This is a genomic window from Nonlabens sp. YIK11, assembly GCF_001413925.1.
Lineage (GTDB): Bacteria > Bacteroidota > Bacteroidia > Flavobacteriales > Flavobacteriaceae > Nonlabens.
In genome coordinates, this window is sequence record NZ_LBMJ01000001.1 from 1,493,951 (window position 1) to 1,506,283 (window position 12,333).

Genomic DNA, 12,333 nt, shown 5'->3' on the forward strand with positions numbered 1-12,333 from the left:
GACCACGTCACATTTGATGGTTGATTTAACAAGAGTTATGGTTTTAACAGGAGTGGAATGATCACATTTATAAAGAAAATGGAAATTGTTTGTTTGAGGCTTTTGTAATGAACTGACTTATGGAATTGCAGCAGCTATAAAATGAAACTTTAAATAATGTAACAGTTTCGTTTTTAGCTTTGCATTTAACTGATTACTACTTCTCTTTAATTTTAGTAAATCCATAAGGCAGAATGTTTGAGGCATCATCTATCTTTCTCTAATCGTGTGCTAATTCAACCTGATAAAATCAGCCGCCATGACAGCTAAAGAAGAAAGATATATGAAACAGTGTCTGGAACTTGCCAGAGCATCGCTGGATGCTGGAGATGAACCATTCGGTTCCATACTAGTTAATGCCGAAGGAAAAGTGATTGCTACAGAGCGCAATAGGGTCAATGAGGTAGATGCGCTGTTCCATCCAGAAATTGAATTGGCTAGATGGGCGTTACAAAATTTGTCTCAACAAGAGCGCGAGGAATCAACCATGTATACTACTGGAGAACATTGCCCCATGTGTGCCGCTGCCCATGGATGGTCTGGAATAGGAACTTTAGTATATCTAGCTTCTGGAAAGCAATTACAACAATGGTATACGGAAATGGGACATGAGCCTGCGCCCATCGCATTCTTACCCGTACAAGAAATTTTAAAACATATAGAAGTAAAAACCGTCTCCACTCCAGAAATGCTTAACGAAATCAAAGAGATGCATTGGCTTTCCTTCAAAAAATCTCAAGATTCCTAAAGCCACGAACAAATTGTTCTTTGTATCGCTGGCTGGTGATGAAGAAGTTATTCAAATTTTTGAAGCTTATTTTCTAAATAGCGAACCCGTTCCTGAGCATTTTCCAAGCGTTCCAATAAATGAAAAACGGTTTCAATTCCCGCCAAATTAATTTCCAAGTCTCGGTAGAAGGTCAAGATGCGCTCTAATTTGATGAGTTCTTTTTCTGATACAAACAACTCTTCTTTCTCATAAATCACCGTAATGAGTCCATAATCCTCTAAACTTTTGATCCACTGGATTTCTATTTGATGACTGGAGCAAAATTGCTCTATTGGTATGAATAGGTATCTTTCCATGATCAATCTAATTTTGCTAGTTGTTCATACAATTCTCTCTGTTCTTGGCTAAGGGAATTGGGTATTTTGACCGTATAGGTTACAATTAAATCGCCGTAGGTATTCTCCTTCTTGTAAACTGGAAAGCCTTTACCCTTTAATTTTACTTTGGTGTTATTCTGCGTTCCTGGTTTGACCTTAAGTTTTACGAGACCGTCCAGCGTTTTGATTTGGATCTCACCACCTAAAACTGCTGTGGTTAAAGGGATTTCCTGAGTGATAAATAAGTCTTCTTGCTCTCGATGAAAACCTGTGTTGTTGTTTATGACAAAAGTGATCAATAGGTCACCATTAGGTCCATTTGTTGGACTCTCGCCACCATAATTTTTGATTCTTATGGTTTGTCCATTGTGTACACCAGCTGGTATGGTTATCCTGATGTTTTTACCGTTTACCGTTAGCGTTCTTTTATGGCTTTTATAAACATCCATCAAATCTAGCTGGAGTTGTGCATTGAAGTCCTGACCGCGATACATAGTTTGTTGGCGACTGGAGCTGCGACCTCCAAACATAGATTCAAAGAAGTCTGAAAAATCAGGATCACTGCCACCAGGTCCACTTTGATAGGATTGATAGGATTGCCTATTGCCCTGTTGACTTCGTGACTGGTTCATGGCATCGGCATCTTTCCAATTCTCGCCGTATTGATCGTATTTTTTACGGTTTTCGGGATCGCTCAACACTTCGTTGGCTTCATTGAGTTCCTTGAATTTACGCTCGGCTTCCTTATCATTAGGATTGAGATCTGGATGATATTTGCGTGCAAGTTTGCGGTAGGCCTTTTTGATTTCTGCCGCGGTAGCTGTTTTAGGCACGCCTAGGGTTTGATAGTAGTCGATGAATTGCATGCTCTAATTTCGTGAATATTGATTTTCAATTCAAAGTTTCACTGCAAAATTGTAATCGATTTAAGAATTATAGAAATACATATTATTTCTCGAAAGGCTCTATTCCAAACGTTCATGAAGCTAATAAGCCATTGTAGAACGATCTATGCATTAGAAATGAAAGATGATAAAAAAGTCAGGTGATTAATTATGAAGCCTCCTAATTAGGTAATCAAGGATAGAATAGGTGCGAGAATGAGAAAATACTGCATTCTTGTGCTGAGCCATTCAAGTCTTAAATGTGTAGTGACTTTGACAAGAACGAAACCAAAAGGATTTACACACGAAATCCTGCTGAAGACCTTTTAGGATCTTAGCTAATTCTTAATTAGAATTCAGCGAAAAGCGATATTTCTAGGATTCGTCTTCTTTTTCAGGAAGTTCAGTTCTTTTGTCCTTTTTTACCGCTAATTTTTTAGAGTTAAAATGCACTCCATCATCGTGCATATCCGCTGGTGAACGATTGATAATTCCGGGTTGTTTCTCTTTACTCATAACACTCTTTTGGTCTAAATTACCTTGAGATTCTTACAAATAGATGAAGTTTATATATAAGATCACACAAATAAACCTCTATGACTGGTGATGAGATCAATGTCATGATGGATCAATGATTGCGAAATTAGTCTGCTGAGCTTGGTTATCAAAATCACCTAAAACAAAAAAAACCGCAACGATAGTTGCGGGTTTCTTTTGCGGAGAAGAAGGGATTATTTTATGATCCCTTGAATTCCACATCTGACAATAAAGCTCGATCCTGCTATCGCAGTCTCTGGGCTTTTGCATTTTATCCACACTCGAGAACTAATGGTTCTTCATGTGTCTAAAACACAAAAGCCCGATTTTCTATTGAAAATCGAGCTTTGCTCTAAGCGGAGAAGAAGGGATTCGAACCCCTGGAGGTGTGACCCTCGCTGGTTTTCAAGACCAGTGCATTCGACCACTCTGCCACTTCTCCTTAAAATGCAAAACAGTTACCTAATTTTGCGGGTGCAAATATACTAGATTTATTTAATTAGGCCGTTTTATCGCAAAAAAAACTGCCTCAAAAGAAGCAGTTTGGTGTGGTCATCATCCTTTAGGATTGATTTTGTGTACTATCTCTAGGCTGGTGATGTTCTCTTTTATCCTGTACTTGGTGGTTGATCTTTTTACCGTGAGTTTCCTCAAGATTGATTGCCTGTTCTCTTTTACTGGTTTGCTCTGGGTTTGGGGTCTCGTCGCTCATAATTTTATTTCTTTAGTTCCTTCTAAAGATAACCTGATCAATGCGGTAAAGACGTGCAATTAACACCTGTTAACTTGATACTGTTAAGGGAATACGAATTATTGATCGTGAGTAGGACTGCTGTCGCCCGTTATGGGAATTGAGATTCCTTCAAAAGTCGGTCGCTTTTCTATGTAAATCTCTGTCCATGCTTTTACATTAGCAAGCCATTCACGGCGTTTGAGGTATGCCGAAGGCTCATAGCTTTTAGGATCCACGGCAAAACCTTCCAGGTCCAGGTCCAGATTGCGACCTAGATAAACTGCTCTGGGCAGATGGAATTTTTGGGTAAATACAATCGCCTTCTCCACCTTAAAAATCGACCGTGCCCGTATCATACTATCATAGGTATCAAAACCAGCATGATCCAGAAAGATATCACTGTCGGGAACGCCTTTGTTATTTAGATACGTTTTCATGGCGTTCACTTCATCATAATCTGTCTGGCCATGGTCGCCACTCAACAAAAACTTTTTGATCTTACCTTCCTGATACGCCAGGTAGGCCGCATCGACCCGATCTTTCAGGATAGGCGACAGGCTCTTGTCGGGCCGTACGCTCGCACCCAGCACAATGCCGGTATAAGCCGGTTCGATTTCCTCAAGATTATACTTCATGTGTGGTGCCGCTGTCTGGTTCACATATACCTGCAGGAAAACCACGGCAAGAAGACCACCAACCACTAAGAACACAATGATATTGAGAAGTCTTTTCATAAATCGGCGGTGGCTGTTTTCGCGATCTGTACGTGCATCAATGTTCTAGGGATTACCTTTGTGGGCTGTTGTAACAATGGACGTGATTTTTTCGCTTTCGCGAAAGCGAACCCACCATCAACCTTAAGCCACAAATATAACGATAAGCGATGACGAAAAGTATTGAAAACCTTAAATGGAGATACGCTACCAAGAATTTTGATCCCAATAAAAACCTAGAGCCGCAACAGTTGGAAATGCTGGCTGCAGCCTTTAATCTTACCGCTACTTCTTATGGATTGCAACCGTGTCGTTTGATCGTGGTTCAAAATACAGATTTGCAACATCAAATGGTGCCGATGGCTTTTGGCCAACGTCAAGTAGTCGACGCTGCAGCCGTTCTTGTTATTTGCACGACAGCGGTAGATGCAGATTATGTACGCCGATATTTTAAGAGAGTCAAGGACATTCGAGACACCAGTGATGAGGTGCTACAACCGTTTGTGGACCAGCTCACGACTAAATTTGATGCAATGGCGGTGGAAGAAGTGGAGCAATGGGCCAGAAATCAGGCATATATCACGCTGGGAACACTCATGAATATTTGTGCACAGGAACAGATCGATAGTTGTCCCATGGAAGGTTTTATACCCGATAAAATTGACGGTCTGTTAGGCCTTAAGGCTAAAGGTTTGAAATCTGTATTGATGCTACCGGTAGGTTATCGCAGTGCAGAAGACCCTTTTGCCGACATGAAAAAGGTACGTTTACCCATTGAAAAAAGCGTTGAGTTTATTCACTAAACGCTTTATTCACTCACATAATTCAATTCGTACACCTGCGCTACCCTAAAATAACCAAACGGAAAACGATCTGGATTACGCTCATTAAAAACATTTCCTTTTACGACAGCAGGTTGGGTATCAAATGGGCCTCCGCCACTATCATCCGTTTGCTGGATCAAGGTCTCAAAAAACTGAAATGCCTGTGCGTCGATACCGGTGATGCTTAGTTGGATGTTGGTGCCAGGCTCTAAATCTTCGACAAAAAAGCTGGTAGGTGATAGGTTGCCATTGATAAACTCATCATCAGATACGTCCAGCTGGAAGTTATCTGGATCTTCATAGGTGAACAGGTAGTAATCACCCAGCGCCTCTGGATCCTGAAAGAAAGCCGTAATCTGTGTAAAATCGCCAAAGCCGCTTACTTCGGTTTGTTCAATGTTTCCCAGTGGTACGGTACTAATCAATTGCTGATTTGCTCTATAAAAGTTGTTACCATCCACAATTTCTAAAGTATAGGTAGAACCTTCCTCTAACCTTAGATTATTGTTGACGTAAAGGTTGCGTGTTTCGTCAAATCTAAACGGAAATGAAATACCGTTATTCACAACCACTTGAACACTGGCGTCGCTTACCACAGGATTGACTTCTTCAAAGAAACCAGATGATCTGGTTAATCTGATGGTATTGCGGCTGCTGCCGTCGCTCAAAAGTTCCAAGCGACCGTCAATGACTAATCGTGATGCTGCGGTATTCAAATCCACATCGATCACATCTTCACATTGAATGAAGCTCACCGCTAGTAGTATAATGTAGAACCACTTTTTCATGATCAAAATTTGAAATTATAAGTAACTGCAGGAACGATTCCAAATATGGCAAGTCTGGTAGCCTCGTTGCGTGCGGTGTCATCATTCTCACCAAAGCTGATGCTTGCCGCATTTCTTCTATTATACGCATTGTAGAGGCTAAATACCCAACTGCCTTGCCAGCCTTGGGTCTTTTCAGGTTTTGGAACGTAGGTAGCCGATAGGTCGAGACGGTGAATGATGGGCAATCTACTGGCATTGCGAGACTCAAACGTTGGTACAAACAATCCGTTGAATTCGTATTGACCATCAGGGAAAGTTACGGGTTGGCCGGTTTGCAACGTGAAATTGGAACCAAAGCTCCACTTCTCATTCCATTCATAATTTGCGGTAACGGTCAAGTCGTGCGTTTTATCCCATGGCGCATTGTACCAGTCGCTGTTGTTGATGCCAGGTTCCGATGCATTTCTTCCAGGTGTTCTTTGCTCACTTTTGGATAAAGTGTAAGCAATCCAGCCTTGCAGGCGACCTTCGTTTTTCCTTAGTAATAATTCAATGCCATAGGCTCTGGCTTCACCAGCGAGCAAAATGGATTCCACGGCTTCCTGGGCGATAAGATCTGCACCATCAATATAATCCAGCCTATTGTCTACGGTTTTATAGAAGGACTCCAATTCAACGGAATAATCTCCAACGTTTTTAAAGAAACCGACTGCGACTTGATCGCCTTTTTGAGGCTTGATAAAGTCACCGCTAGGCGCATAAAGATCAAATGGAGTAGGTGCTGTAGTATTTGAAATCAAATGAATGTATTGATTGATACGCTGGTAGCTCGCTTTGATACTGGTATCGTCATCCAGACTATAGGAGGCTGAGAATCGCGGCTCGAGATTTACAAAGGTTTTTAAGATGTCACTGCGGCTGCTGGCTATTCTGTCAATAGGCATGGCGCTCACATAAACACCTTGCTCTTGATTGAACAACAATGGCTGATTGTTTTCATAAACATTGATCAAATCTTGGCCCAATCGGCTGAAGGTGGTCAAGCGCAATCCCGCATTGATATTGAGATCATCTGTGATTTTAAAATCGCCATCAACGTAAGCGGCATTTTCCCAAGCATATTTTTTAGTCAGCTGGCTCTCATTGATGGGGCTTGTAGGAGTTGTGGGAACAATTCTACCAGGATCAAATTCATAATAAATGGAGTTGATCCCATAGCGCAGTTTTGCTTTGTCACTGGCAAAATGGGTCAGGTCGTATTTGAGGTTGAGGTTGGTAATCCCGCTAAAGAATTCAAACTCCACAAACTCAAGTTCCAATGCATAATTATAATCTGAAAATATAGCCGATGCATTACTGAACCATTTTTCATTGAAAATATGATTCCAGCGCAGGTTAACAAAAGAATTCCCAAAGGTGTTGCCAAAAAGTTCGTTTATTTCAAATACATCACGTCCAAAATATGCCGAACCGTACAGTCGATTCCTGTCATCCAGATTGAAGGATACCTTAGCGTTCAAATCATAGAAGTATGCTTGGTTTTCCAACCCAAAAAGAGGGAAAAATAAATGCGCATAGCTGCTGCGTCCACCTACTAGGAATGAGGATTTATCCTTTTGGATAGGACCTTCCAGCAACAATCTGCTAGCTACGATTCCTATACCACCAGTACCGCTCAATTTCGTTTTATTTCCATCGCGCTGGTAAATATCCAGTACACTGGAAACCCTACCGCCATAGCGCGCAGGAATACCACCTTTATACAATTTCAAATCCTTGATGGCATCTGGATTAAAAACAGAAAAGAACCCAAAAAGGTGATCGCTACCATACAGCGTAGCTTCATCTAGCAGCACCAGATTTTGATCTGCCGCGCCACCACGTACGTTAAATCCGCTGGCGCCTTCACCGGCAGTCGTTACTCCAGGCAATAGTGAAAGGGATTTGATCAAATCTACTTCTCCCAATACTACCGGTATTTTTTTAATGGACTCGATGGATAGCGCGTTCACACTCATTTGCGGTGACCGTGTGCTTAATTGTTCAATATCGCTCTCGATCACAATGGCATCGAGTTGCTCGCCTTGTTCCTGCAGTTGGATGGAAAGTTTTCGGTTTTGGTCCAGCACCACAGTTTTGGTGACGCTTTGAAAACCTATGCTGCTGTAGATCACCTCATAGGTGCCCGCATCCAGCGTGATGGAGTAGAAGCCGTACTCGTTGGAGATGGTTCCCGTGCCCAGTTCTGGGATCAAGATATTGACATTGAGCAAAGTCTCGCCATTGGCTTGATCTGTAATGGTTCCTGATAGGGTAAACTTTTGGGAGTTCGGTTTTTGGTTCGCTTTCGCGAAAGCGGAAGGAACAGAAAGTTTATGCCGTGCTTGACACGGTACGTTAGCGAGAAACACTAACAGTAAAACAAGCCACTTTATTCTTTGCATGGCTCAAAAATAGGGTAACGAGGTTTGCCCAATAGCTCATTAACAAATTGTTGTAGGAATTAATTTGATGGAAGCCTGAACGGCTGTTTAGATGGAAGAAAGGCCTAAAATCAAAAATCTCCAATCGGTATTCATTTATTCATTTACTCGTAACTTTATCCAAAACCATTTTCATGACTGCAAGCTCTCTTATAGATCACCTTTCATTGCCCGTTGTGGCAGCGCCCATGTTCCTAATTTCTGGACCAGACCTGGTCATTGAATGTTGTAAAAACGGAATTGTTGGAACTTTTCCGGCTCTTAACCAGCGATCTACAGAAGGTTTTGAAGAATGGCTAATACAAATCGAGACCGAGCTCAAAAAATGGGAAGAAGAAACTGGCAAGAAGGCCGCGCCATACGGCGTCAATTTGATCGTACATGGCAGTAATCCGCGACTGGAAGCCGATTTAAAAGTGTGTATGAAACATAAAGTGCCGCTCATCATTACCTCACTAGGTGCTGTTAAAGATGTGGTCAATGCGGTGCACAGTTACGGTGGTTTGGTATTTCACGATGTGATCAAAAAACGCCATGCCGAAAAAGCCCAAGAAGCTGGAGTCGATGGCTTGATTTTGGTCTGTGCTGGCGCTGGCGGTCATGCGGGTACATTAAATCCTATGCCATTTATACTTGAGGTGCGTTCGTTTTATGATGGTGTGATCCTGCTTTCTGGTGCCATGAGTTCTGGTCAAGATGTGGCCAGTGCCTTGCAAATGGGAGCAGACTTGGCTTACATGGGAACCCGATTTATCAATACGAACGAGTCAAAAGCAACCGATGAATACCGCAAGATGATCATCGACGCAGGATCATCTGACGTGGTGTATACGGCAGCTATTTCTGGAGTGTCGGCTAATTTCCTTGCTGCAAGTTTGAAAGCCGCCGGAATTACTGAAGAGCAATTACAAGCGACTGGCAAAATTGATTTTGGTAAAGAAATGGATACTGAGGCTAAAGCCTGGAAAACCATCTGGAGCGCCGGTCAAGGTGTAGCTACCATTAAAGATAGCGTTCCAGCAGATGAACTTATCGACAGATTAAAAAGCGAATTCAAAACCGCGATTGAAAAGCAGGTGGAGAATTTGAAAAGATTCAGCTAGTCTTTATTCTTTGCTTTTGCAAAAGCTTGGTGGTTCTGAATAAAATAAATCACCATCATGATCTCAAATAGGGTCACCAGCAAACTTCCTATTGGAAATAATAACACGGTTAGGTTGAACGCTGCTGCAACAATCAATAGATATCCTAAATATTTATAAGGGCCTGAGAAGCGACCTCGATTTTGAAAAAATGGTATGCTTAATAAAGCAATGGCAATAGCAAATACAATAGATAACACAATGCTCATTCCTATGTTTAGGGCGTCAAAAGAAGCATTCACACTAGAATTGTACATGTCCATGAATAAAATCTCTGCAAAGAGTAGTGCAATTAGATATACAATAGCGGAAATTTTTACAAGTGGTGACTTGAACTTCAAGTTGAAGGAGAATCCTAAATAGAATACGGTCGCTAGAACGCTATACAGTATTGCTATTAAGAACCGAATGTCTGAAGTGACCATGGCATGGTCAAAAAAGTTGAGTGACAAATCGATCATCGTTAATGGAAGCGAGGTAAGGACGTAAGCCATTCCAACGATCGCGATCCACAATCCATTTTTAGGGTTCTTCAACAAGTTTTCTGGAGCTTGTTCAGTTTTAGGTTTCTCTTGAAGCTCTTGAGTAATTTCCGCATAAGAACTTCCCAAAGCTTGAAGGATATTCTTGATCGTATAATTGCGAGGTGTGACTTCACCAGCTTCAATGCGTTGTATAGTTCTCACATTGATGTTGCATAACTCGACAAGCTCTTCTTGAGTCAGTCCTTGTTCTTTTCGCAGATTAGCGATATAATCGCCTAGTTGTGGTTGTTTCATGATTTCTTTCATTTGGTTGGAACAATGTTAGGGATGAAACAAAGGTTGAAGGAAACTTTTGAAGGTATTTAAACCCGACATTTACACGGCAAAGGCTTGTAAAGCCTATAAAACCTAAGTATGGGAAGTTATTTGTTTTCTAGTTCTTCTTTAGGTCTAATGTCTTCTTTTTTGACGAAAAGGTAATACGCATTGACACCTAGAATGGCTACATTAGTCACGATTACGGGAATACTACCTAGCATAAAACCATACGCGACAAAAAAACCGCATCCTATGGAATTAACGATGCGCAACTTGCGCAGGTTCTTATTGAAAAAGGAAAGCAGCACGAACAGACTGGCTAGATATCCGATGATTTCGGTGAGGTTGAACTCCATAAGGTGTTGGTTTGATGTCAAGATGATTCAGGGCGCAAAATAGCTTTTCCCATGCATTTAATATGGAAAAGGAGCACGCTTTCCTGTCTGCCGACAGGCAGGCGCGAAAGCGTATCTACACCAATACTTAAAAAGGAATTGTTAGAAACTGTAACTCACACCTATACTGGTAAGCGAGAAGTTGAGGTCTAGCGAAGTTTTCATGGTACGGTCGTCGTTGTATTTTTGCTCGTACTTGCGATCCAAATACAGGTCAATAGCCTCTACCATAAAATAACTCAGCGCCCAACTCAAGAATACATCGCTGGCCCAGTGCTGGTTGTCATAGATGCGCGATAATCCAGGAACAACGCCTACGGCATAGATTCCGGCTTTGACCCAAGCGTTGTCGAATTGTTTGGCTATCACATGCGCATTGGTGAAGGTCAATACTGCGTGACCGGATGGAAAGGATCTATAAACCGACTCGCCGCCAAATGGCTTGAAGTGATTCTTGCCAAAGCCACCGCTAGGTCGCGCACGACCCGTCGCCGATTTGGTCAACTGCTGAAAAAAGCCGGTAGCTGTAGCAGAGGATATGAGCAGCACACCAGTGCGCCTTAGTTTCTCATTACGAGTAAACAAACCAGTGAGATAAATGGCTCCAGTAAGGCCGTAATTGTTTTGTGGCGCACCTGCATAATTTCCATAATCCAAAAGGATGGAAGGAATTTCATCCCTATGACTTCTAAATTCTCGATTGATATCGTCGTCAATAACAAAAATCCCTAAAGTGGTCGCCGCAACGCCTCCAGCGATAAGGGCGTCGCCGCCATCCCAATACAGTGGCCTGCTGTAAGCAAAGCCAACTCCTTGAAACACATTACCCATGTCATAGGTGAAATCCTGCCATAAATTAGTTTCTCCACGATCAATGGTAAAGGTTTGCTGCGCTTGAAGCGGCAGTGCAGAAAGAAGAATGACTAGGAGAATAATGTTGCGCATGAAATACTTGTTTGGACAAATATAATGTCAAAAATGCAACGGCATTACCTGTTTAACGTCTGCGACGGCAACGTTTGTAACATATTGATATGCAATAATATTAAATATGGAAATTGTTAAAATAAAAGATTGATAAAGATACAACGAAGGCAATCAGGAAAGCCCAGCGATAATTTGGGGCATCTGCTTGATGGCGCAATCATAGCCTATCTTGAAGAGTTCTTCCGATTTTTTAACATCAAAAATCCCGTAGGGAAAAGACTCTTCCACCTCTAACGCGACGTCGCACTGTCGCAGACGCTGTTCTGTATTGCTCCACACGTTAAGTTGGAAAACACGTTCGCTAATTTCTCTAATGCCTTTAATGGTTTCCAGTTCCTCGTGTGGGCAAATGCTCACACCCATGATTTTCATGCCGCGATTCAGCAGTGGTTCTACTGGTAAATTGTTGAGAACGCCACCATCCACATAAGTAGCATTATTAAAAACGACCGGTTTGAAAATGACCGGTATCGCACAGGATGCGATGATACTGGTGCTTAAATCGCCTTGGTTTAAATATTCGCTAATGCCTTTGTTGAGGTTGGTCACGCAAACGTGTAAAGGGATTTTCATGGCCTCAAAACTATTCTCTGGCAAGTGCTTTTCCAGTAACCTTTTGAGCATGGCCAGACGGTTCCATTCACGCGTTAAAAGTTGGAATTTAAAGATGCGCACAAATTCTTCTTGCATGGACAATTCCAAAATTTCCAAAGGCGAGTAGCCATGGCAGTACAACGCACCTATCATGGCACCAGCACTGGCGCCAGACACCTCGCTGGGAAAAATGCCGTTTTCATTGAGCGCTTGTAACACACCTATGTGTGCCGATGCCCTTGCGCCGCCGCCGGCTAGTGTAATTCCTATTTTTTGAGTTGGAGCCATGCGGCAAAGATAGCAAGCTGGAAATAGTTTGTAG

14 protein-coding genes and 1 tRNA gene are annotated in these 12,333 nt (G+C 42.1%); 3 read left to right on the top strand and 12 right to left on the bottom strand.

Annotated elements, in window-relative coordinates:
• Positions 1 to 298 precede the first annotated feature (298 nt).
• A complete protein-coding gene (locus AAU57_RS06720; protein WP_055412183.1) occupies positions 299 to 787 on the top strand; it encodes a nucleoside deaminase in 489 nt (162 codons plus the stop codon).
• 47 nt (positions 788 to 834) lie between these two features.
• Here AAU57_RS06720 and AAU57_RS06725 read toward each other — a convergent pair whose 3' ends face one another.
• The 6 genes from AAU57_RS06725 to AAU57_RS06740 all read right to left on the bottom strand — a co-directional run bounded on the left by AAU57_RS06725 (position 835) and on the right by AAU57_RS06740 (position 4,034).
• Positions 835 to 1,125: a chaperone modulator CbpM gene (locus AAU57_RS06725; protein ID WP_055412184.1), complete on the bottom strand. Its 291-nt coding sequence runs from the start codon at positions 1,123 to 1,125 to the stop codon at positions 835 to 837.
• 2 nt (positions 1,126 to 1,127) lie between these two features.
• On the bottom strand, positions 1,128 to 2,012 hold the full coding sequence (locus AAU57_RS06730; RefSeq protein WP_055412185.1) for a DnaJ C-terminal domain-containing protein: 885 nt from the start codon (positions 2,010 to 2,012) through the stop codon (positions 1,128 to 1,130).
• Positions 2,013 to 2,405: 393 nt separating this feature from the next.
• Positions 2,406 to 2,546 (bottom strand): hypothetical protein, encoded by a 141-nt coding sequence (locus AAU57_RS15000; RefSeq protein WP_156340028.1) that lies wholly within the window; start codon positions 2,544 to 2,546, stop codon positions 2,406 to 2,408.
• 378 nt (positions 2,547 to 2,924) lie between these two features.
• Positions 2,925 to 3,009 (bottom strand) — tRNA-Ser (locus AAU57_RS06735).
• Between the two features lie 120 nt (positions 3,010 to 3,129).
• Positions 3,130 to 3,279 (bottom strand): hypothetical protein, encoded by a 150-nt coding sequence (locus AAU57_RS15195; RefSeq protein WP_197275395.1) that lies wholly within the window; start codon positions 3,277 to 3,279, stop codon positions 3,130 to 3,132.
• Between the two features lie 98 nt (positions 3,280 to 3,377).
• Positions 3,378 to 4,034, bottom strand: coding sequence for a vancomycin high temperature exclusion protein (locus AAU57_RS06740; RefSeq protein ID WP_055412186.1), 657 nt, complete (start codon positions 4,032 to 4,034; stop codon positions 3,378 to 3,380).
• 149 nt (positions 4,035 to 4,183) lie between these two features.
• Between AAU57_RS06740 and AAU57_RS06745 the strand changes: the two genes are divergently transcribed.
• Positions 4,184 to 4,816: an NAD(P)H-dependent oxidoreductase gene (locus AAU57_RS06745; protein ID WP_055412187.1), complete on the top strand. Its 633-nt coding sequence runs from the start codon at positions 4,184 to 4,186 to the stop codon at positions 4,814 to 4,816.
• A 5-nt stretch (positions 4,817 to 4,821) separates the two neighbouring features.
• On the opposite strand, the gene AAU57_RS06750 is transcribed toward AAU57_RS06745, so the two are convergent.
• Entirely contained in the window at positions 4,822 to 5,625 is an 804-nt protein-coding gene (locus AAU57_RS06750) for a DUF4249 domain-containing protein (RefSeq protein WP_055412188.1), read from the bottom strand.
• 2 nt (positions 5,626 to 5,627) lie between these two features.
• Positions 5,628 to 8,051, bottom strand: coding sequence for a TonB-dependent receptor (locus AAU57_RS06755; protein WP_082438565.1), 2,424 nt, complete (start codon positions 8,049 to 8,051; stop codon positions 5,628 to 5,630).
• A gap of 173 nt (positions 8,052 to 8,224) precedes the next feature.
• On the opposite strand from AAU57_RS06755, the gene AAU57_RS06760 reads away from it, so the two are divergent.
• On the top strand, positions 8,225 to 9,193 hold the full coding sequence (locus AAU57_RS06760) for an NAD(P)H-dependent flavin oxidoreductase (protein WP_055412189.1): 969 nt from the start codon (positions 8,225 to 8,227) through the stop codon (positions 9,191 to 9,193).
• Here AAU57_RS06760 and AAU57_RS06765 read toward each other — a convergent pair.
• From AAU57_RS06765 to AAU57_RS06780, 4 genes are all read right to left on the bottom strand, one after another.
• Positions 9,190 to 10,011 carry a helix-turn-helix domain-containing protein gene (locus AAU57_RS06765; RefSeq protein ID WP_197275396.1) on the bottom strand — a complete coding sequence of 274 codons (822 nt, stop codon included), beginning with the start codon at positions 10,009 to 10,011 and terminating at the stop codon, positions 9,190 to 9,192. The two genes, AAU57_RS06760 and AAU57_RS06765, sit on opposite strands and share 4 nt — an antisense overlap.
• A 128-nt stretch (positions 10,012 to 10,139) precedes the next feature.
• On the bottom strand, positions 10,140 to 10,391 hold the full coding sequence (locus AAU57_RS06770) for a YgjV family protein (protein WP_055412191.1): 252 nt from the start codon (positions 10,389 to 10,391) through the stop codon (positions 10,140 to 10,142).
• A gap of 141 nt (positions 10,392 to 10,532) precedes the next feature.
• A complete protein-coding gene (locus AAU57_RS06775; RefSeq protein ID WP_055412192.1) occupies positions 10,533 to 11,375 on the bottom strand; it encodes a phosphatase PAP2 family protein in 843 nt (280 codons plus the stop codon).
• Positions 11,376 to 11,528: 153 nt separating this feature from the next.
• Positions 11,529 to 12,299 carry a patatin-like phospholipase family protein gene (locus AAU57_RS06780; protein WP_055412193.1) on the bottom strand — a complete coding sequence of 257 codons (771 nt, stop codon included), beginning with the start codon at positions 12,297 to 12,299 and terminating at the stop codon, positions 11,529 to 11,531.
• Between the last annotated feature and the right edge of the window lie 34 nt (positions 12,300 to 12,333).